Source organism: Bradyrhizobium sp., from assembly GCF_049581145.1.
GTDB lineage: Bacteria > Pseudomonadota > Alphaproteobacteria > Rhizobiales > Xanthobacteraceae > Bradyrhizobium.
On the sequence record NZ_JBAURI010000121.1, the window covers coordinates 1 to 21,348 of the forward strand.

The following is a 21,348-nucleotide window of genomic DNA, read 5'->3' on the forward strand; positions in this document are numbered from 1 at the left end:
GCCGGCCGCGCGCGGCGCCGCGGTCGGCAGACCGCGCCGGCGCAGGAAATAGAGCACGGCGCCGATCGCGAATGGCAGCACGCCCGCCGGCGCTGTGAAGTAGTTGAAGCCCCAGCCGGCGAAGTCATGGAACGAGACCAGTTGCACGGTCAGCCCGGCGACGAGCGTCAGCAGCGCCCATTCCATCCGGCGCGAGGTGATCAGGAACAGCATCAGGTACATGTCGATCTCGATCGCGACCGACCAATAAGGCGGGATCAGCCGAAACGATGTGTAGGTCAGTTGCAGCGGCAGCACGCCGGCGTTGGCCAAGAGGTCGTCGAGGCTGGGGACTCCACGCCAGAATTTCAGGTACGCGGAGGCCTGCTCCGGCGCCAGCGCGATCGCAGCCAGCGTCAGCAGGCACACGAAGTAATAGGGCGGCAGCAGGCGAAGCGCGCGATTGGTCCAGAACCGCAGGCCGTCGAAAGCATAGACCTCGTTCAGGGCCGCCGTCATCATGAAGCCCGAGATCACGAAGAAGCCGCGCACCGCGTAGTAACCGAAGTGCGCGACATAGAGCGTCCCGACCAGATGGCTCAGGATCACCAGATAGGCCAACAGGAAGCGGAGCGAGCCGAACATCAGATACCTTCCTAGCCCATGAGCCGCGGCAGCACGACCATGACGACCGCGAGCAGGCCTAACGCAGAGCTCATCACCAGGCCGGAGCGGCGCCGCGCCGCGGGGTCGTCGTGCAACAGCGCAAACAGGCGGCTGGGATCGCGCGGCAGCAGAAAGGGGACGCGCGCGCGGTAGGCCGCATAGTCAGGGATCGCGCGCGCCAGCACGCCTTCTTCAAAGCGGGCCCGTGCCACCTGCAAGACGGCAATCAACACCAGCAGCGCGACGCCCGCGACCGAGCGGAGCTGCAGGACGATTCCGATCACGCCGAGGAGCTCGAACAGATAGAGCGGATGCCGTACGATGCCGTAGGGGCCCGACGTCACCAGACGGCGCGCCTCGGGCATGACACTGAAGGAACGACCGAGAAAGCTGAGCGTCATCACCGCGAGCACGCTGGCGGCGAGGCCAAGCACGACTGCGATCAGGTTGCATGCAAGATTGGACGCTGCCCGCGGCAGCAGCATGGCGAGCGGCGGAAGCAGCACGGCCAGCAACGCGGAAAGTCGCGGCAGCCATGTCTCCGATCTGGCAATGGGACGGTGACGGATCAGCGGGAGGAGCCCGAGCAGTGCGACGAACATCCACTGCGCAATCCGCGCCAGCGTCGAGACGATCACGCCGGCATCCGCGTGCGCCCATGCGGCGGGGTGAAGCTCGGCCTCGTGATAGAAGGCGAGGACGTCATGGCCCAGCGCCGCAAACGAATAGAGCGCGGCCGACAATCGCATCGCCCAGTCGTAGGCTTGGCTATCTTGCGCCCGGTTATTTTGGACTCGGCCGTTTTGCAGCGCGCGCAAGATGCCATTCGAGAACATCGCAAGGCCTTGGCCCCATCGGCGCGACGGCGCTCGAGGATACGCGGCGGGGCGACCGCGTATTCAGCTAAGCCGGCCACCATTAAAAGCAGGTTTATGACAAGGCGCGCATTTCACCGGTGCCGCCATGGTCAGGCGCGACCGCCTCGCAATCGCGTTTGATCCGGATCAACCGCGGATGCGCGCTCGGGTGGTCAGAGTCGACGAACCACCGCGTTGTCCGCGCCGCCGCTGCTGCTCATGAGCACGCAATTGCCGACGACCAGACCGAGGACAGCCAGAAGGCTGGCCAGCATGAACGCATGCCCGAAACCCGTAAGCAGGCTCACCGTCAGCGGACCAACGATCTGGCCCGCGCTGAACGCCGCCGTCATGACGCCGACCGCGAGCGAGGCCGGCGCGCCACCGAGCCGCAGCGCCTCCTTGAGGCCGGCCATCGTGATGATCATGAACGTGCCGCCCACGCACACCGCTGAAAGCAGCAATGTCGGCACGTTGACCGACAGCGCCGGCGCGAGCACGCCGGCTGCGAGAATCCACTTCGCCCGCGTCCACAATTGCCGTGGAGAAACGCTGCGGCCGAACCATGTGCTGGCAAAGGTGGACAGGGCGGCGGCCGCCCCGAACACCGGCCAGATCAGGCCGAACGTTGCCGGATCGACAATATAGCCGCGCGCCAGCGCGGGAAGAAACGTCGCCGGAATGATGTAGCCGTAACCGAACAGCGCATAGCAGGAAGCGGCGATCAGCGCGGGACGTGGCAGCGCGCGGGCGGCTTGCACACCGGCTTGCGCGGTGGGCGCCGGATCCCGCGCCAGCGGGCGCCAGAGCAGCGCCGCGAGCAGCAGGGCGACGAGGCCGAGCGCAACCCAGGTCGACCGCGAGCTCCAGGCACCGATGCCGGCGGCCAGGCCCAACAGGCCGGCAAAGGCAATGCCGATCCCGACGCCGGAGAAAACGTGCCCGGACCATTGCTCCTTGCCGTGGCGGGCGAGAATCGGCATCGCCCAGGCCGAGGTGCCGACCAGCACGAAGGCGCTCGCCGCGCCGGCCAGGAATCGCAAGCCGAGCCACAATGGCGGCCAGGCGAACAACCCCATCGCCAGCGTGAACAGCCCGACGCCAAGCAGACCCCAGCGGATCGCGCGCGCGGGACGCGGCGTCAACCCGATCGAGATCAGCGCGCCGACGAAATAGCCGAGATAATTGCAGGTCGCGAGCCAGCCGCCGAGCGCGAGCGTCAGCCCTGCATCCTGCTGCATCAGGGGCAGGATCGGCGTCAGCGAAAACCGCCCGATTCCCATCGCACTGGCGAGCGCCGCGAGCCCGATCGAGGCGGCGGCAGCGGCGGAAGGCTCGACTTTGTGATGGTTCATGCCTCTCGATTACCCGGTCCACATGTTCTATGATATTGATAAATATGGATCGAGTTGTTCTCAAAATGAGAATGGTAGCCGCGCCATGGATTTCGCCGATCTTCAGGTGTTCAAGAGCGTCGTCGACGAAGGCGGCGTCATCAAAGCGGCCCACCGGCTGCATCGCGTGCCATCCGGCGTCACCACCCGGATCAAGCAGCTCGAGGCCTCGATGGGGGTCAAGCTGTTTCATCGCGACCGGCAGCGGCTGCATCTGTCGCCGGCTGGCGCGCTGCTGTTGGACTATGCCGAGCGGCTGATCCGGCTCTCGGACGAAGCGCGCGATGCCGTCTCCGGAACCGCGCCACGCGGCCTGTTCAGGCTGGGCGCGCTGGAGAGCACGGCCGCGAGCCGGCTGCCGCCATTGTTGGCCGAGTTTCATCGTCGCTATGGCGAGGTGCGGCTGGAGCTTGTGACCGGGACCAACGATGCGCTGTTACGCCAGTTGGCCGAGCGCCGGCTGGACGCTGCTTTCATCGCCGAATCCCCGGCGGAGCCGACGTTCGAGCATGTCCCGGTGTTCGCCGAGCGCCTTACCATCATCTCGAGTGCGGACCATCCGCCGATCAAGCGGCCACGCGATGTCGAGGACCTGTCGATCATCGCCTTTCCCGAAGGCTGCGCCTACCGCCGCGCGCTGCAGCGCTGGCTCGGCCGCGATAGCCTGGCGTCGCGCCGGGTGCTGGAGCTTGCCTCCTACCACGCCATCGTCGCCTGCGTGACTGCGGGCGCCGGCATCGCGCTGATGCCGGAGGCGGTGCTCGACGCCATGCCGCAGGCAAGCGTGCGCCGGCACGCCATTGCCAAAGCGCAGGCTGAGCTCACGACGCCGCTGGTGTGGCGCCGGGGCGAGGTTTCCCCTGCCGTCCTCGCGCTGCGCAGCCTGGTCGCGTCATTGTCGAAATTGCCGAGGCGGAAGGCCGCGTCGTGATCGACTTGGCTTGAGCGGCCTGGCATGCAAACGGCCGGACTTGGAAAAGTCCGGCCGTGCGTGAATCAGGCTGATCCCGTGCCGAACTTATCGGTTCGGCCAACAACGCCTGCCTTCAGGCCCGAGATGAAATCCGGGAGGGCAGGCCCGGTTGACTGCAAACGGATGACAGCCGCCGTGCGGGCCGCGCCAGAAGCCCGGACCGCATCCCTCCGCGACCTTGATCGTCAGACCGCTGTCGGAGCCGACCGGCGCCAACATGATCGCCGCGTTGGACGTCGTCGCGAGGCCAAAAGCCAGCGCCGCACTGAGAGCAAATGTTCGTATCATCGATGCTTCCTTATCTTCAGGTTTCCATGCCCCACGAACCGATCGAAAAATCGGCCGGCGGGAAACTAGCATCGAACCTCCCAAAGACAATGACGGAGGTCGCTTGAAACCAGCTGATTTGCGCAGCCGTTGCCGGCCGTTCATCTTGCTGAACGAACAGCGGGTGCGTCGCAAAAAATGACATCGGGATGATCGGCTTTTCCCGGCCTCCGAACATGCGCCGACGGAGACCGAACCCATCTGCCACACGAGCGCCGCTACCGAACCCCCGCGGTGTTCTGATCCGCAGCAGTCAGGCGATCCGCTCCCTGACGGTCAGCGAAATTGCCCATCGGGGCCCAAAACCTTGCCGGTTGCCTCGAACGGCGGCGATGGCTATCGTCCCGCGCAATCGGCCAGCAGCAGACCCAAAGACAAGGCCGAACCGAGGGAGGGAGAACCATGCGGAGCGTGCGTGCGCTTATCGCCGCGATATTGTCCTTGGCGGCGCTTTGCGGCACTGCACGCGGCGAAGAGCCGAAGCAGGGCGGCATCCTGCGGCTCTATCACCGCGACAGCCCGGGCAGCGCCTCGATCCACGAAGGCGCGACCTACTCGGTCAACGTTCCCTTCATGCCTGTCTTCAATAATCTCGTCATCTACGATCAGGAGGTCGCTCAAAACAGCATGAACTCCATCGTTCCGGATCTGGCGGAGAGCTGGGCCTGGAGCGCCGACAAGAAGACGCTGACGTTCAAGCTGCGGCACGGCGTCAAATGGCATGACGGCAAGCCGTTCAGCTCCGCCGACGTCAAATGCACCTTCGACATGCTGATGGGCAAGTCGCCGCAGAAATTTCGTCAGAACCCGCGCAAGTCCTGGTACGAGGAGGTCGTCGACGTCACGACCAACGGCGATGACGAGGCCTCGTTCAACCTGAAGCGGCCGCAACCCTCGCTGCTGGCGCTGCTTGCCTCCGGCTATACGCCGATCTATCCCTGCCACGTATCGCCGGCCGAGATGCGCGTCCATCCGATCGGCACCGGCCCGTTCAAATTCGTCGAGTTCAAGGCCAACGAATCGATCAAGCTGACGCGCAACCCCGATTACTTCAAGAAAGGCCTGCCGCATCTCGACGGCATCGAGTTCACCATCATTCCGAACCGTTCGACTGCGATCCTGGCCTTCGTCGCCGGCAAATTCGACATGACGTTCCCAACCGAGGTCTCGATCCCGCTGTTGAAGGATCTCAAGGCCCAGGCGCCGAATGCGGTGTGCGTGGTCGCGCCCAACAACGTCTCGACCAACATCATCGTCAATTCGTCCGACCCGCCGTTCAACGATCCCGATATCCGCCATGCGCTCGCGCTTTCGCTGGATCGCAAGGCGTTCATCTCGATCCTGTTCGAGGGCCAGGCCGACATCGGCGGCGCCATGGAGCCGGCGCCCGACGGCCTGTGGGCGATGCCGAAGGACATGATGGAGCAGATTCCCGGCTATGGCCCCGACATCAACGCCAACCGCGAAGAGGCCCGCAAGCTGATGCAGAAGGCGGGCTATGGCCCGGACAAGCATCTCCAGGTCAAGGTCTCCACCCGCAACATCGCGGTGTATCGCGATCCCGCGGTGATCCTGATCGACCAGCTCAAGAGCATCTATATCGACGCCGAGCTCGACGTCGTCGAAACCGCCAACTGGTTCCCGAAAATCGCGCGCAAGGATTACGCGCTTGGCCTCAATCTCACCGGCAACGCCGTCGATGATCCCGACCAGTCCTTCTATGAGAACTATTCCTGCGGCTCCGAGCGCAACTACACCAATTACTGCAACCGCGACATCGAGAAGCTGTTCGATGAGCAATCGATGGAAACCGACCTCGACAAGCGCAGGAAGCTGGTCTGGGAGATCGACAAGAAGCTGCAGGAGGACGTCGCGCGTCCCATCATCTTCTACGCCCGCACCGGGACGTGCTGGCAACCCTACGTCAAGGGCGTCACCGTGATGGTGAACAGCTCCTACAACGGCTATCGCTACGAAGACGTGTGGCTCGACAGGTAGTTCAGTCCGGGCCGGCCGCTCAGGGGGGATAGACAAGTGCTTGGTTATATCGTGCGGCGACTTGCCCTGATGCTGGTGACGCTGATCGGCATCTCGATCGTCATCTTCCTGTTGCTGCGCATCGTGCCCGGCAACATCGTCGACATCCTGTTCGACGCCGCGGGTTATGTCGACCCCGCGGACAAGGCCAGCCTGGAACGCCAGCTCGGCATCGACCAGCCATTGGTCGTGCAATATCTGCACTGGATCGGCGGCCTGTTGCGCGGCGATCTCGGTTATTCCTACGTCTCCGAGAAGCCCGCGCTGGACGAGATCCTGCCGCGCATCCCGATCACGGCGCGGCTCGCGGGCCTGGCGCTATTGTTCTCCGCCTCGGTCGGCATTCCCTTGGGCGTCATCAGCGCGATCTACCAGGGGACCAAGCTCGATTATGCGTTGCGTGTCGTCAGCCTGAGCGGCCTGTCGCTGCCGGCGTTCTGGCTCGGTCTGTTGATCCTGATGGCCTCGGTCGCCTTGTTCGGCACGATCCCGATCTTCAATCCGGACCCGAAGACATCAGGCGAGATGTTTTCGACCTACATGCTGCCGTCGATCGCGGTCGGTTTCCGCAGCTCGGCGCTGACCATGCGGATCACCCGCTCCTCGATGCTCGAGGTGCTGCGCCAGGACTATATCCGCACCGCGCGCGCCAAGGGCGCCTCCGAGGCGTCGGTGAATTTCCGGCACGCGCTGAAGAACGCCATTCTTCCGGTCATCACCGTGATCGGCATCGAAGCGGCCTTCCTGATCGGCGGCCTGATCGTCACCGAGACAGTCTTCAATATTCCGGGCATCGCACGCTTTCTGGTCGAAGCCATCCGCTGGCGCGACTATCCGATCGTGCAGAACATCGTGATGTTCATCGCGGTAGTGGTGGTGTTTGCGAACTTCGCGGTCGACATGCTCTATGCCGTGTTCGATCCGCGGATCCGGTACAGTGATTAGTCCTTTTATTGATCGCATTTTCTTGCGGAAAGCCGGTGTCCCCTTTCCGGAAAATGCTCTGAGGAGAGCGGTTTGGCCATCATCGGCTATGAAAGCGAATTGCGTCGCGCGGGCGCCGGGGCCTCTGGCGGCTGGCGCAGGCTGGTGTTCCTCGCGCAGCGCCACGTGCTCGGGGCCGCGGGCCTTGCCATCATGGTGCTGTTCGTGCTGACCGCGGTGTTTGCTGACCTGATCTGCCGCTACGATCCACTCAGCGTCGATGCGGCCCATGCGCTGGCCCATCCCGACATCAGGCACTGGATGGGAACGGATTCGTTCGGCCGCGACGTCTGGAGCCGCATCGTGCACGGCGCGCGGATCTCGCTCGCGGTCGGTATCGGCTCGACCGCGCTTGGCGGGTCGATCGGCGTCATGGTCGGGCTCGCCTCCGGCTATCTGTCGGGCTGGGTCGATCTGGTGTTTCAGCGTCTGACCGACATCCTGCAGGCGCTGCCGCTTCTGGTGCTCGCGCTGGTGATGACCGCGGCACTGGGCCCTTCGCTGCCCAACGTGATCCTCGCGATCGCCATTCCGCTGATCCCGACGGTCAGCCGCGTGGTCCGCGCCAATACGCTGGCCTTGCGCGAACAGCCCTTCGTCGAAGCCGCCAAGTCGATCGGCATGAGCGAGATGCGGATCGCGCTCCGCCACATCCTGCCCAACACGCTGGCGCCGCTGATCGTGCTTGCGACCGCCCAGCTCGGTTCGACCATCCTCACCGAGGCTTCCCTGTCGTTTCTCGGGCTCGGCATCCCCGAACCCTATCCGTCCTGGGGACGCATGCTGTCGGAGTCGGCAGCGGAATATGTCCGCACCGCGCCATGGCTCGTGATCTTTCCGGGGATCGCGATCAGCCTCGCAGTGTTCGGCACCAATCTGTTCGGCGATGCGCTGCGCGACATTCTCGACCCGAGGCAACGCGGCTGATGCAACAGGCCAATGCGGACACCAGAATCCCGGACGCAAATATCCTTGAAGTCAGGGACCTGCAAACGGTGTTCTTCACCAATTCCGGGCTGTTTCGGGCGGTCGACCATCTGTCGTTCGAGGTCCGCCGCGGCCAGACGCTGGCGATCGTCGGCGAGTCCGGCTGCGGCAAGAGCGTCAGCGCATTGTCGATCCTGCGGCTGGTGCCGGACCCGCCGGGCCGGATCGTCGGCGGCGCCGTGCTGCTCGAGGGGACCGATTTGCTCGGGCTCGACGCAGCCAGCATGCGCGACATCAGGGGCAACCGGATCTCGATGATCTTCCAGGAGCCGATGACTTCGCTCAATCCGGTGATGCGGATCGGCGATCAGATCACCGAGGCAGTCCGGCTGCACCGCGCGATGTCGGCGAAGGCGGCCTGGCAGCAGGCGGTGGAGATGCTGCGGCTGGTGCGAATCTCCGAGCCGGACCGGCGCGCGCAGGACTATCCGCATCAGCTCTCCGGCGGCATGCGCCAGCGCGCGATGATCGCGATGGCGCTGGCCTGCCGGCCGGCACTGTTGATCGCGGATGAACCGACCACGGCGCTCGACGTCACCATCCAGGCCCAGATCCTCGCGCTGATCCTCGATCTGCAGAAGCAATTGGGCATGGGGCTGATCCTGATCACGCACGACCTCGGCGTGGTGGCGCAGACCGCGCAGCGCGTCATCGTGATGTATGCCGGCAGAAAGGTCGAGGAGGCCGATGTCGAGGCGCTGTTCGCCAATCCGCGACACCCCTACACGCGGGGACTGATGGCGTCGATTCCTGCGGTGCCGACCTTTGGCCGAGCCGCGGAAGCGCGGCTCGCCGAAATTCCAGGCACCGTGCCGGCATTGACCCGGCTGCCGGCCGGCTGCGCGTTCGCGCCGCGCTGTGCGCGTGCCGTCGATCGCTGCCGCAAGGAGACGCCTCCCTTGCAGGACTGGGGCAACGGCCATTGGGCGGCGTGCTGGCGCGCCGCGGAAACGGCGGACGCCGCATGAGCGAGCCCCTGCTCGAGGTCACCGACCTCGTCAAACATTACCCGGTGCGCAACGGTGTGCTGCGTCGCGCGGCCGGCATTGTGCACGCGGTCGACGGTGTCAGTTTCTCGCTTCGTTCCGGGGAGACGCTCGGGCTGGTCGGCGAATCCGGCTGCGGCAAATCGACAGTGGCGCGCAGCGTGCTGCGCCTGGTCGAGCCGAGCAGCGGCCGCATCCGGCTTGACGGAACCGACATCACCCATCTCGGCAAGACCGCGTTGCGGCCGCACCGGCGCTCCATGCAGATCGTATTCCAGGATCCGTTTGCCTCGCTCAATCCGCGCATGACCGCGGGCGACATCGTCGGCGAGCCGCTCACCGTCCACGGAATCGCAACTGGCCGCGACAGGCAGCAGCGGGTCGCAAAACTGTTCGAGCAGGTCGGGCTGCGCGGCGACCAGATGCGGAATTTTCCGCACCAGTTTTCCGGCGGCCAGCGCCAGCGCATCTGCATCGCCCGCGCGCTTGCGCTCGGGCCGCGCCTGATCGTGTGCGACGAGCCGGTCTCGGCGCTCGACGTCTCGATCCAGGCGCAGGTGATCAACCTCTTGATCGACCTGCAGCGCGCGCATGCTTTTTCCTATCTGTTCATCGCCCACGACCTCGCCGTCGTCGCCCATATCAGCCACCGCGTCGCCGTGATGTATCTCGGGCGCATCGTCGAGATCGCCGACAAGACCGAACTGTTCCAAAATCCGCGCCATCCCTACACCCAGGCGCTGCTCGCCTCGGTGCCGATCGCGGATCCGACTGTGAGGCGGCTGAAACCGCTGGTCGACGGCGACGTGCCGAGCCCGGTCAATCCGCCGCCGGGTTGCAGCTTCCACACCCGCTGCCGCTACGCGATCGACCGCTGCAAGATCGAGCGGCCCGCGCTGCGCGAGGCCGGCGAGCGGCATCAGGTCGCCTGTCTGTTGAACGCCGGAACCGGACACACGCAGTAGGCGAGTAGCTGCTTCGACAGTTGATCCGCACCTTCAGCCGTGTAGTGTCCGAGCATCGGCGGTACGACGTCGCCGCATCTTCCAGAGGTTGCAAACAAGAAGGGGATACCGTTGCCCAGGCCATCCCGGCTTGTCGCGGCAGCTGCCGCGTTATCCATCCCACTGTGCATGACAGGTTTCTTGGCAGGTTTCTTGGCAGGTTTCTTGGCATATCCGTTCCCGGCGGCGGCCCGTCAGTGGAAAGCGACCCCGGATGCGATCGCCCGCGACTACGCGACGATCACCGACGCGCGGCCCAACGGTGAATTGATCCTGCTGATGTGGATCGTGCCCCGCATGATGCAGCCCAGCGCCAACGGCGCGACCGCTGCCATGGCCATGGTGGAAAAATATGTCGTGCTCGTCGCCGTGCACGGCCATCTCGACAGAGCGACCGGTGTCATGTCGTTCGATGACATTGATGCCCTCGATCCCAGGGATCAGAATGGCAAGGCGCTGACCCCGGTCGCGCGCGGCGACATCGCGCCGACCAACACCGCCATGCTCGCCGCGCTGGAGGCGATGTTTCGTCAGTCGACCGGCGCGATGGGAAAAGGCATGAAGATGTTCGTTTTCGAGGCCGGCAATGTCGATTCCTGCAAGAAGGGACAATTGTCGGTCCCCTTGGCAAACGAGATCTATACCTGGGAAACGCCGTTTCCCGGCTGCGATGGGCCCTGAGCAACGGCCTCGATCTCGACGACGATCGTCCCGGTTGTGACCTGCTCGCCCTCGACGACGTGGATCGCGGAAATCTTGCCTGCGATCCCCGCCACGTGCACGTGCTCCATCTTCATGGCCTCCAGCGTCAGCACCGGCTGGCCGGCCGCGACACGATCGCCTTGCTTCACCAGCAGCGCCACGACGCGGCCGCTCATGGCGGCGCGGACCTTGCCGTCGCCGGCGCTTGCCGCCGCTGCCTCAGGCGCGGCGAGCGTCAGGTCGCGCACCGCATGCGTCCGGCCCCGATGCAGGAAATACAGCCGCTCGCCATCACGCAGGAATTCGATGCTTTCCATCACACCATCGTTGCGGAAGCGACAAGTCTCGCGGCTGACCTCGTCGATCTCGAAACGATACTCGCGGTCAGCTAGGGCAACGAGAATGCCACCCTCGCGTTCGCGCAGGATGTCCAGTTCGTAGATGACCTGATCGAGTTCGATCCGCAGGGGAACCGGAAACGTCGCGGCCAGCGAGCGGCCGCCGCGCCACGGCGGCGCGCGGGGATGGGTGGCATGGAGCGACAGCGCCGCGATCGCCGCATCAAACGTCGTATCCTTGCGCGCCAGCAGCGCCTCGCGATAGCTGCCGATGAAAGCGGTCGTGGCCCGCCCCCGGGCAAAGACCGAATGCCGCAGACAGGCGATCAGGAACGACTGATTGGTGGCCACGCCGAACGCGACCGTCTGCTCCAGCGCCGAGATCAGCTTGCCGCATGCCTCCTCGCGGCTCGCGCCGAAGCCGATCAGCTTTGCGATCATGGAATCATAGAACGGCGGAATCTCCGCGCCCGATTGCAGCGCGTGCTCGACGCGGATGCCCTCCGGCACGCGCCAGCGCGCCATCCGGCCCGATTGCGGCATGAAATCGCACCCGGCATCTTCCGCGCATAGCCGCACCTCGATGGCGTGGCCCGAAAACCTGACGTCCTCCTGGCGCAATCCGAGCGGCTCGCCGTGGGCCACGCGCAGTTGCAATTCGACGAGATCGAGCCCGGTGACCGCCTCGGTGACGGGATGCTCGACCTGCAGCCGCGTATTCATCTCCATGAAGAAGAATTCGCCGCGTTGGTCGAGCAGAAATTCCAGCGTGCCGGCGCCCTCGTAGCGCAGTGACCTGACGGCGTTGACTGCGACCGCGCCCATCTTCGCCCGCAGCTCGGCGGAGACAGCGGGCGACGGTGCCTCCTCGATCAGCTTCTGATGCCGCCTTTGCACCGAGCAGTCGCGCTCGCCGAGATGAATCGCATTGCCATGGCGATCGCCGAACACCTGGACCTCGATATGGCGGGGCTGTTCGATCGCCCGTTCCAGGATCAGCGTGCCGTCGCCGAAAGCCGACGTCGCCTCCGATCGCGCGCTGCGCAGCGCATCGGGAAATCCGGCAGCGCCGGCGACCAGCCGCATGCCGCGCCCGCCGCCGCCAGCGACCGCCTTGATCATCACGGGAAACCCGATTTTGACCGCCTCGGCCAGCATCACTTGGTCGCTTTGCTCGGCGCCCTGGTAGCCGGGCACGCAGGGCACGCCGGCCGCCTGCATGATGGTTTTGGCGCCGGCCTTGTTGCCCATCGCCCGGATCGCCTCGGGCGATGGCCCGATGAACACCAGGCCTGCATCGCGGCAGGCCTGGGCGAACTCCGCGTTTTCGGCGAGAAAGCCATAGCCGGGATGCACGGCATCGGCGCCGCCCGCTTTCGCCGCGGCGATGATCGCGCCGATGTCGAGATAGGATTGCGCCGGCAACGCCGCGCCGATCCGCACCGCGCAATCCGCCTCGCGCGCATGCAGGCTTTCGCGATCCGCATCGGAATAGACCGCCACCACGCCATAACCACACCGGCGCGCCGTTCGCATGATGCGCAGCGCGATCTCGCCGCGATTGGCGATCAGGATCCTGAAGAACGGCGTGCGCCGCGCCGGATCGTTGGCTATTCCAGTTCTCATTTCAGCTCGCACTTCAGGTCTCATGGCCGCGCGACCGAGAACTGCATGCGCTGCGGGTTGCGCGCCTCCGCCTCGCGGCAGATCGCGAGCACTTCGGCCAGCACGCTGCGGGTATCGCGGGGATCGATGACGCCATCGTCCAAGAGCCGCGCGCTGGTGGCGAACACATCCATCTGGCCGTCGAACACGCCTGTGATCTGCGCCTTCATCGCCTCCAGCTTGTCGCGCTCGATCGGCTTGCCGCGCCTCGCGGCGGCGGCCTCGGTGACGATCGCCATGGTTTCAGCGGCCTGCTCGCCGCCCATCACGGCGGTCTTGGCATTGGGCCAGGAGAAGCAGAAGCGCGGATGGAAGCCGCGGCCGCACATGCCGTAATTGCCGGCGCCGAACGAGGCGCCGCAATAGATCGTGATCTGGGGCACGCTCGCGCTGGTCACCGCCTGAATCATCTTCGAGCCGTGCTTGATCATGCCAGCCTCTTCATAGGCGCGGCCGACCATGTAGCCGGTGGTGTTGTTCAGATAGAGCAGCGGGGTGCGGGTCTGACAGCAGGCCTGAATGAAGTGGGTGGCCTTGTTGGCGCCGGCCGGATCGAGCGGGCCGTTGTTGGTGATGATGCCGATCGCCTGTCCCTCGATGCGGGCGTGGCCGCACACGGTGGCCGGACCGTAGTTTGTGCCGAAATCGGTGAAATCGGAATCGTCGATGATGCGCGCGATCACCTGCCGCATGTCGACCGGGCGCTTGTGGTCCATCGGCATGATGCCGAGCAGGTCCTCCTGGTCGTAGCGCGGCGGCTTGTGCCGCCCCTCACTCGCCGCCGGCCGATCCCATTCGAGCGCCGCCATGATGTCGCGCGCGATCCGCAGCGCGTCGCGATCGTCTTCGGCAAGATAATCGCCGAGGCCGGAGATCGTCGTGTGCATCTCCGCGCCGCCGAGATCTTCTTCCGTCGCGATTTCACCAGTCGCGGCCTTGAGCAGCGGCGGGCCTGCGAGAAATGCGCGAGTGCGGCCGCGCACCATGACGATGTAATCGGACAGGCCGGTCTGATAGGCCCCACCGGCCGTCGACGAGCCATGCGTCACGGTGACGACCGGCAGGCCCGCCGCCGAGAGCCGGGCCAGATTGCGAAAAATGTTGCCGCCGCGCACGAACTCTTCGACGCGGTAGCGCAACAGATTGGCGCCGGCGCTTTCGACCAGTTGCAGGTAAGGCAGCTTGTTGTCGAGCGCCAACTCCTGCACCCGCAGCGTCTTGTCGAGCCCATAGGGTTGCAGCGCGCCGGCATCGATGCCGGCATCGTTGGCGCTGACCATGCAGCGGACTCCCGACACGAAGCCGATGCCGGCGATCAGTCCGCCGCCGGGCACGCTCTTGTCGGGATCGGGTACGTCGAACAGGAAACCGGCGAGCGTGGACAATTCGATAAAAGGCGCGCCGGGATCGAGCACCAGCGCTGCGCGCTCGCGCGGCAGCAACTGGCCGCGCTTGTGGAAACGCTCCTTTGCCGCGGCGGATGCAGCGCGGGTGCGCGCCTCGAGCGCGCGCAGCCGCGAGATCAGCGCCAGCATGCCGTCGCGGTTGGACCTGTAGGCGTCGCTGGACGGCGAGATGGTGGATTCGATCACTGCCATAGGCGCCGCTCATCGTTATGTCCGTCATTCCCGGCTTCGCGAAGCGCAGACCCGGAATCTCGAGATTCCGGGTTCGATGCTTCGCATCGCCCCGGAACGACCGCCGTGGTGGTGGTCGTGGCGCCGGTCACGCCCGCTCCTGCGCGAAATAATCGGCATAGGCCTGGCGAAGCTCGACCTTGCGCAGCTTGCCGGTCGCGGTCATCGGCATTTCCTCGACGATCCTGACGAGCTTTGGCATCTGAAAGCCGCCGAGCGATTTGCGGCAATGCTCGGCAATCTCCGCTTCGCTCGCCGCAGCACCCGGCTTCAGCTTGACGAAGGCCGAGACCGCCTCGCCCCACTGCGGATGCGGCAGTCCCACCACGGCCGCGTTCTGCACCGAGGGATGCGCCAGCAGCGTCTCCTCGATCCTGACCGAAGCAACATTCTCGCCGCCGGACTTGATCATGTCCTTCTTGCGGTCGAGGAACAGCACCTCGCCATTGCCGTCGATCAACGCGAGGTCGCCGGTGTGATGCCAGCCGAATTTGCGCGCCTGTTCGGTGGCTTTCGGGTCCTTGTAATAGCCCATCATCACGTTGGGCCCGCGATGCACCAGCTCGCCGATCTCGCCGCGCGGCAAGAGATTGCCGTTATCGTCCATGATCGCGGTCTCGTTGACGATCAGCGACTCGCCCCAGTAATTGCCGAACCGCTCGAGCTGCACCTCCGGCCGCGACATCGTGGTCGCCGGATACATCTCGGTCTGGCCGCTGCTCAGCACGAAGTTCGGGCAGAGATCGGCCATCGCACGCTCGAGCAGCGGCCGGCCCATCGGCGCCATGGTGTAGATACAGCAGCGCAGGCCCGAGAGATCGAACTCCTTGCGGCGCGGATGATCGAGGATCGCCTGATACATCAAAGACAGCCCGACGAACACGGTGAGCCTGTCGCGGACGATGGCCTCCATGCAGGCCACCGGGTCGAAGCCGCGCATCAGCGCCATGCGGCCTCCGACCGACAGATAGCTCAACAGCAGTACATGGCCCGCGCAATGAAACAGCGGGAACTGGCCGGTGATGCCGTCGTCACGGGAGAGCTGCATCTCGATGCAATTGCTCATGACGGCCATCACCACCGCGAGGTGACAATGCATCGCGCCCTTCGGCCGCGACGTGGTGCCCGAGGTATAGATGATCATGGCCAGATCACGGTCGTCGATGTCGACATCGGGCTCGATCTCGGATCGGCCCTGCAGAAGATCACCGAATGACTTGAGGCCCGCGGCCCCGGCCAGGCCAACCAGATCGACCGCGATCAGATCGATGCCGCGCGTCTGCAGCGCTGCGCGCCGCTCGGGCTGAGCGTGGAGATTGTCGTCGATCAGCGCGAACCGAACCTCGGCGTGATCGAGGATATAGTCCATGTCGGCCGGCGGCAGCATGGTGTTGACAGGCACCCAGACCAGACCGGCGCGATGGATGCCGAACAGCGCCTTGACGAATTCGACGGAGTTGTTGCAGATCGTCGCAATTTTCTCGCCCGGCTTCATGCCGCGCGCCGCCAGATAATTGGCGAAACGATTGGCGTCGCGTTCGAGCTCGGTGAAGGTCGCCTGCCGTGCGCCGTCGGTGACCGCGACGCGGTCCGGGAAACGCCGTGCCGCGCGTTTCAAGAGATCGCCGATCACGACCCGCCCGATGCGCCCGGGTCCCGGCACGCCACCGGTTGCTGCGAGATTGGTCATGGCGGCCTCCTGTTACTCCGTCTTTGCGAGCAGCGAAGCGACGAAGCAATCCATCCTTCCACTTTGTTTGCTGCCCGAAGGGATTGCTTCGCTTCGCTCGCAATGACGGTCTAATGCCTGATCCCGAAAATCTGCCGCGCCTCCGCAGGTGTCGCGATCTCCCGCCCGGCACGTCGCGCGCAGGCGGCGAGGCTCTCGATCAACTGGCCGTTCGAGGTCACCTTGGTGCCGTCGGCGAGATAGAAGGTGTCCTCGAGCCCGGTGCGCAGATGGCCGCCGAGATCGGCGCAGCGCTGGTGCAGCGGCCAGATTTCGGCGCGGCCGATCGCGGTGACCTGCCAATGCGCCTCAGGCAATTTCAATTTCAGCAGGATCGGCAGCAGGTCCGGATCGGCCGGCATGCCGGACGCGACCCCCATCACGAAGTTGTACTCGAGCGGCCCGGAATACATGCCGGTCTGCCGGTACATGCCGACACAGCGCACGATGCCGACGTCGAAACATTCGAACTCCGGCATCGTGCCGGCGTCCTTCATGGCGTCGAGATAGTCCTGCACCTTTTCCACCGCATTGTCGAACATCATCGGCGGCCAGGCCCAGCTATTGTCGGCCTTCACCTTCAGATAGTTCAGCGAGCCGGCATTGCAGGCGGCCATTTCCGGCCTGGTCTCGCGCACACAGGCCAGCGCGCCCTGATAGTTCGGCCCCGACGTGCCCGTGGTATGATTGATGATCACGCCCGGGCACGCCGCGCGGATCGCGGCTTGGATCTCGCGCGACACGCCGACGTCCCATGACGGCAAATGACCCTGGCCCGGCGCCTGCTGGCGCAAATGGACGTGCATCACGCTGGCGCCGGCGTCGAAGGCGGCCTTCGCCTCGCGCGCCATCTCCTCGGGCGTCACCGGGACATGGTGCTGCCGGGGGTCGGTAAGCACGCCGTTCAGCGCGCAGGTGATGACGGCCTTGTCGCTCATGAGATGCCTTGCAGTTGACTTCTTGCGCCCGACTTCTTGCGCCCGACTTGGCGTCGACGTCACGTCCGCTCGACAAATCGCGAAGCGGTGTTCGCGATCATGGAGAGCGCCTCATCCAGCTTCTTGCGTCCATGCGCTATCGGTTGCGGCCGGCCTGCGGCTTTCGAGAATCGCGAGATCGCGCGAGCCGGAAAAGATCGAGCGCGGCTTCAAGCCATAGAACCGGCGGATCGAGTGGCTGAAATGCGTGGAGTCGGGATAGCCGATATCCTGCGCCAGATGCGCGAGATTGAGATCCTGATTGGCGAAATGCAGCAGATGCCGGGCCCGCTTCCAGGCGCGGAAGGCACGGAACGAGATGCCGGTCTCCTCCTTGAACAGATGAAGAAACCGAGAGACGGAGAGGCCTGCTTCCCCGGCGCAGCTCGCCGCCGTCGCCGGATCGCCGCAGAACCGCGTCAGCTGCGCGATCGATCTGATCACGCGTGGATCGAGCGGCCGGCGCGGCAGAACTTCGCCGAAACACATCAGGTCGAACTCGGCGCTCGTCAGGTCCGGGCGACAGCTTCGCTCGCGCAACCGCTCGTAGGCTGTGCGAATGCGGTCCGCGAAGATATCGCGCTCGGGTCCGGACAGGCGCCTGGTCCATTCCTCGAAGGTGCCGTCGCTCACGCTTTCCGGCTCGATCACGATGCAGATCGCGGTGCGATGGTCGCTCGTGATGGTATGACGCACATTCGGCGCCACCGCGACCAGTTCGCCGCAGGCTTCGCGCCCGTCGACGATCGACAGCCACAGCCCCCCGCGCAGCGCGACATAGACATTAAACGCACCGGAGCAGCGTTCCCGGGGCCGGCCGAGCAAGCCGGCATAGAACACCCGCTCCGGCGTGATCAGCATCAGATGGCCTGATTTCTGGCCGATGTCGGGTTGGCCAACGTGGTGGCCCATGTCGTTTTGGGCGATGCGGTCCATGGCTGTTCCTCCTCGCGCGGCTCTTTTTGGGTCGCTACGAATAGGATGGAGCTTAGCGCAAATTGGGCCTGTGTCACCGTTGACATTGCGGCCAGGACAGCCTTTCGACCCTCATTGGTACCTTCCTTGCGGCACCACGGATTGCTTCGTCGCCAGCGGCGACGGCGCGCACGACCTGGTGGCTCGCGATGGCGCCAGGGTCAAGCCCTGACCCGCGGCGGCACGTTCTGCTCGGTGGCGGCGCGGCGTTCGGCTGCGATGGCGTGCTGGTAGCCGTCGCGCTGCTGCAACCGGGCCCAATAGGCCGCGACGTTGGGGCCGAAATCCTTGGCAAGGCCGATGGTTTGGGCCAGCCGCAGCGCGTAGCCGATCACGATATCCGCGGCGGTGAAGCGGCCGGCGCACAGCGTCTCGGCATTCGCCGTCGCCGCCTCGACGGCCCGCAGCCTCCCCAAAAACCATTTGGCGTAGTCGGTCGCCACCTGCGGATTGCGCCGCTCTTCCGGCTCGAGCTGGCTGTAGCGCAGCACCAACGTCTGCGGGAAGGTCAACGTCGCGTCGCTGAAATACATCCAGTTCAGGAACGCGCCATAGGCCGGCTCGTCGGGCCCGACCATCAGCGGCGTCGGGCCATAGCTCATGCCGAGATAATGGCAGATGCCGGACGATTCCGTCATCCTGGTGTCGCCGTCGATCATGAGGGGAATGGTGCCGAGCGGATTGAGCGCGAGATAGTCCTTCGCGAACACCCGCGGCGGAAACGGCAGCATCTTCAGTTCGTAAGGCAGGGCAAGCTCTTCCAGCATCCACAGCGGCCGGAACGAGCGCGCGCCCTCGCAATGATAGAGCGTGATCATGCACCGCCTCCGGTCGTCTGGTTCAGTCCGGGCAGAGTGCCCATCATCTTGCATAACACCATCAGCATCACCTCGTCGGCGCCGCCGCCGATCGACGCCAGACGGCTGTCGCGATAGGCGCGGCTGACCGGCGTCTCGTTCATGAATCCCATGCCGCCCCAGTATTGCAGGCAGGCGTCGGTCAGTTCGCGCCCGAGGCGGCCGGCCTTCAGCTTGGCCATGGTGGCGAGTTTGGTCACATCCTCGCCCGCGATCAAGGCTTCGGCCGCCCGATAGGTCAGCGCGCGCAGCAATTCCACTTCGGTCTGCATTTCCGCGAGCTTGAAATGCACGGTCTGGTTATCGAGGATGCTCTGGCCGAACGCCTTGCGGTTGCGGGTGTAATCGATGGTCTCGCCGATGATGAATTCATGCGCCTTGAGGCAGGCGGCCGCGGCCCAAAGCCGCTCCTCCTGGAACTGGATCATCTGATAGGTAAAGCCTTTGCCCTCCTCGCCGATGCGATTGCGTTTGGGCACCCGGACATTGTCGAAAAAGATCTGTGCGGTGTCGGAGCATCGCATCCCCATCTTGTCGAGTTTTCGCGCGACTTGCACGCCCTTGCTCTTCATCGGCACGCAGATCAGCGACTTGTTGCGGTGCGGCTGGCCGTCGCTGGTATTGGCGAGCAGGCAGATCCAGTCCGCCTGGGTGCCGTTGGTGATCCACATCTTGCCGCCGTTGATGACATAGTCGTCGCCGTCGGCGCGCGCGCCGGTCCTGATCGAGGCGACATCGCTGCCGGCGCCCGGCTCGGACACCCCGACACAGGCGACCGCATCGCCCGCGATCGCCGGCGCCAAAAACTCCCGCCGCACCTCGTCGGAGCCGAATCGCGCCAGCGCCGGCGTCGCCATGTCGGTCTGCACCCCGATCGCCATCGGCACGCCGCCGCATCTGACGGCGCCAAGCTCTTCGGCCATCAGCACCGCGTAGCTGTAATCGAGGCCCTGGCCGCCGAATTCGACCGGCTTGTTGAGGCCGAGGAAGCCGAGGCTGCCGAGCTTCCTGAACAGCTCGTGCGCCGGAAAGATCTCCGCCTTCTCCCATTCATCGACAAACGGATTGATCTCGCTCGCGATGAACTTCTGCAGGGAGCGGCGGACCTCGTCGTGATCGGCCGTGAAGAGCATTTTGGTCCTCTCTGGTCACAATCCCATCTGGCGGCTGGCGAGGTCCTTCATGATTTCCTCGCTGCCGCCGCCGATCGCGTTGACCTTGACCTCGCGGTAGATCCGCTCGACCTTGATGCCGCGCATGAAACCGGCGCCGCCGAAAATCTGCACCGCCTCAGAGGCGCAAAACGCCATGGTCTGGGTGGCCTGGTTCTTCAGCATGCAGATCTCCGCCACCGGGTTGTCGCCCTGATCGAGCCGCCAGGCCAGCATTTCCAGCATCGCCTGGGAGGCCGCGACCTTTTGCGCCATGTCGACGAGCTTGTGGCGGATCACCTGGTGCTGCGCCAGCGGCCTGCCGAAGGTGTGGCGCTGTTTGGCATAGTCGATCGCATCATCGAGGCAGACCTGCGCGGCGGCGATGCAGCCGGCAGCCATGGTGAGCCGCTCGGCGTTGAAGTTCTGCATGATGATCTTGAAGCCCACGCCCTCTTCGCCGAGCAGATTGCCTGCCGGCACTCGGCAATCGTCGAAATAAAGTGTCGCAGTATCCGACGACCACCAGCCCATCTTCTTCAGGCTGGTCCGCGACAGCCCCGGCGCATCGCCCTCGATCACCAGCAGGCTGACGCCGCCGGGTCCCGGACCGCCGGTGCGCACCGCGGTCGTGATGTAATCCGCGCGCATGCCCGAGGTGATGAAGGTCTTCTCGCCGTTGACGATATAAAAATCTCCAGCGCGCCGCGCCGACGTGCGCAAGTTCGCAACATCGGAGCCGCCGCTCGGCTCGGTGATCGCCAGTGCCGAGATCTTCCTGCCCGACAGGATCTGCGGCAACACCCGCGCCTTGAATTCCGGAGTGCCGGCGCGCGCGATCGGCGGCGCGCCGATCGAATGGCTGTTCAGGCTGGCGGACACGCCGCCGGCGCCCGCCCGCGCCAGCTCCTGCACCGCAACGATCCACATGAAACGGTCGACTTCGGTGCCGCCATAGACCTCCGGGAAACCGAGGCCGAGCAGCCCGATCGCGGCCGCCTTTTCATAAAGCTCCCGGGGAAATTCGCCGGCCTCGTCCCATTCATGCGCGAACGGCTCGATTTCCTTCGTGACGAAGCGGCGCACCACCGCGCGATAGGCCTCGTGTTCTTCCGTATAGAAC

General features: G+C 65.1%; 20 protein-coding genes. 8 read left to right on the forward strand and 12 right to left on the reverse strand.

The window, feature by feature from the left end; translation table 11 throughout:
- The 3 genes from WCB02_RS03895 to WCB02_RS03905 all read right to left on the reverse strand — a co-directional run.
- Nucleotides 1–624: acyltransferase family protein (locus WCB02_RS03895; protein WP_423956522.1), on the reverse strand; the 624-nt coding region annotated here is incomplete at its 3' end.
- A gap of 11 nt (nucleotides 625–635) precedes the next feature.
- Entirely contained in the window at nucleotides 636–1,394 is a 759-nt protein-coding gene (locus WCB02_RS03900; RefSeq protein WP_423956523.1) for a methyltransferase family protein, read from the reverse strand.
- Between the two features lie 281 nt (nucleotides 1,395–1,675).
- On the reverse strand, nucleotides 1,676–2,857 hold the full coding sequence (locus WCB02_RS03905; RefSeq protein WP_423956524.1) for a YbfB/YjiJ family MFS transporter: 1,182 nt from the start codon (nucleotides 2,855–2,857) through the stop codon (nucleotides 1,676–1,678).
- 85 nt (nucleotides 2,858–2,942) lie between these two features.
- Between WCB02_RS03905 and WCB02_RS03910 the strand changes: the two genes are divergently transcribed.
- Nucleotides 2,943–3,827, forward strand: a complete 885-nt coding sequence (locus WCB02_RS03910; protein ID WP_423956525.1) for a LysR substrate-binding domain-containing protein — start codon at nucleotides 2,943–2,945, stop codon at nucleotides 3,825–3,827.
- 87 nt (nucleotides 3,828–3,914) lie between these two features.
- On the opposite strand, the gene WCB02_RS03915 is transcribed toward WCB02_RS03910, so the two are convergent.
- The gene (locus tag WCB02_RS03915; protein ID WP_423956526.1) at nucleotides 3,915–4,157 is read right to left on the reverse strand and encodes a GCG_CRPN prefix-to-repeats domain-containing protein; all 243 of its coding nucleotides are present in this window, start codon (nucleotides 4,155–4,157) and stop codon (nucleotides 3,915–3,917) included.
- On the opposite strand from WCB02_RS03915, the gene WCB02_RS03920 reads away from it, so the two are divergent.
- From WCB02_RS03920 to WCB02_RS03950, 7 genes are all read left to right on the forward strand, one after another.
- A complete protein-coding gene (locus WCB02_RS03920) occupies nucleotides 4,048–4,338 on the forward strand; it encodes a hypothetical protein (RefSeq protein ID WP_423956541.1) in 291 nt (96 codons plus the stop codon). The genes WCB02_RS03915 and WCB02_RS03920 overlap by 110 nt on opposite strands.
- A gap of 260 nt (nucleotides 4,339–4,598) precedes the next feature.
- A complete protein-coding gene (locus WCB02_RS03925) occupies nucleotides 4,599–6,194 on the forward strand; it encodes an ABC transporter substrate-binding protein (RefSeq protein ID WP_423956527.1) in 1,596 nt (531 codons plus the stop codon).
- A 36-nt stretch (nucleotides 6,195–6,230) separates the two neighbouring features.
- On the forward strand, nucleotides 6,231–7,178 hold the full coding sequence (locus WCB02_RS03930; protein ID WP_423956528.1) for an ABC transporter permease: 948 nt from the start codon (nucleotides 6,231–6,233) through the stop codon (nucleotides 7,176–7,178).
- Nucleotides 7,179–7,250: 72 nt separating this feature from the next.
- Nucleotides 7,251–8,144, forward strand: coding sequence for an ABC transporter permease (locus WCB02_RS03935; RefSeq protein ID WP_423956529.1), 894 nt, complete (start codon nucleotides 7,251–7,253; stop codon nucleotides 8,142–8,144).
- The gene (locus WCB02_RS03940; protein WP_423956530.1) at nucleotides 8,144–9,172 is read left to right on the forward strand and encodes an ABC transporter ATP-binding protein; all 1,029 of its coding nucleotides are present in this window, start codon (nucleotides 8,144–8,146) and stop codon (nucleotides 9,170–9,172) included. The genes WCB02_RS03935 and WCB02_RS03940 overlap by 1 nt, the downstream gene beginning before the upstream one ends.
- Nucleotides 9,169–10,155, forward strand: coding sequence for an ABC transporter ATP-binding protein (locus WCB02_RS03945; protein ID WP_423956531.1), 987 nt, complete (start codon nucleotides 9,169–9,171; stop codon nucleotides 10,153–10,155). Before WCB02_RS03940 ends, WCB02_RS03945 begins: the two co-directional genes overlap by 4 nt.
- A 204-nt stretch (nucleotides 10,156–10,359) precedes the next feature.
- Nucleotides 10,360–10,875: a hypothetical protein gene (locus WCB02_RS03950; RefSeq protein ID WP_423956532.1), complete on the forward strand. Its 516-nt coding sequence runs from the start codon at nucleotides 10,360–10,362 to the stop codon at nucleotides 10,873–10,875.
- Here WCB02_RS03950 and WCB02_RS03955 read toward each other — a convergent pair.
- The 8 genes from WCB02_RS03955 to WCB02_RS03990 all read right to left on the reverse strand — a co-directional run.
- On the reverse strand, nucleotides 10,833–12,848 hold the full coding sequence (locus tag WCB02_RS03955; RefSeq protein WP_423956539.1) for an acetyl/propionyl/methylcrotonyl-CoA carboxylase subunit alpha: 2,016 nt from the start codon (nucleotides 12,846–12,848) through the stop codon (nucleotides 10,833–10,835). The two genes, WCB02_RS03950 and WCB02_RS03955, sit on opposite strands and share 43 nt — an antisense overlap.
- A 32-nt stretch (nucleotides 12,849–12,880) precedes the next feature.
- Nucleotides 12,881–14,497 (reverse strand): acyl-CoA carboxylase subunit beta, encoded by a 1,617-nt coding sequence (locus WCB02_RS03960; protein WP_423956533.1) that lies wholly within the window; start codon nucleotides 14,495–14,497, stop codon nucleotides 12,881–12,883.
- Between the two features lie 127 nt (nucleotides 14,498–14,624).
- Nucleotides 14,625–16,226, reverse strand: coding sequence for an AMP-binding protein (locus tag WCB02_RS03965; protein ID WP_423956534.1), 1,602 nt, complete (start codon nucleotides 16,224–16,226; stop codon nucleotides 14,625–14,627).
- A gap of 110 nt (nucleotides 16,227–16,336) precedes the next feature.
- The gene (locus tag WCB02_RS03970) at nucleotides 16,337–17,203 is read right to left on the reverse strand and encodes a 3-keto-5-aminohexanoate cleavage protein (RefSeq protein WP_423956535.1); all 867 of its coding nucleotides are present in this window, start codon (nucleotides 17,201–17,203) and stop codon (nucleotides 16,337–16,339) included.
- A 111-nt stretch (nucleotides 17,204–17,314) separates the two neighbouring features.
- Complete coding sequence (locus WCB02_RS03975; RefSeq protein ID WP_423956540.1) at nucleotides 17,315–18,154, reverse strand: helix-turn-helix domain-containing protein; 840 nt, start codon at nucleotides 18,152–18,154, stop codon at nucleotides 17,315–17,317.
- 224 nt (nucleotides 18,155–18,378) lie between these two features.
- A complete protein-coding gene (locus WCB02_RS03980) occupies nucleotides 18,379–19,035 on the reverse strand; it encodes a glutathione S-transferase family protein (RefSeq protein WP_423956536.1) in 657 nt (218 codons plus the stop codon).
- Nucleotides 19,032–20,207: an acyl-CoA dehydrogenase family protein gene (locus WCB02_RS03985; RefSeq protein WP_423956537.1), complete on the reverse strand. Its 1,176-nt coding sequence runs from the start codon at nucleotides 20,205–20,207 to the stop codon at nucleotides 19,032–19,034. The genes WCB02_RS03980 and WCB02_RS03985 overlap by 4 nt, the downstream gene beginning before the upstream one ends.
- A 15-nt stretch (nucleotides 20,208–20,222) precedes the next feature.
- The coding region (locus tag WCB02_RS03990; protein ID WP_423956538.1) for an acyl-CoA dehydrogenase family protein at nucleotides 20,223–21,348 on the reverse strand (1,126 nt) is incomplete at its 5' end.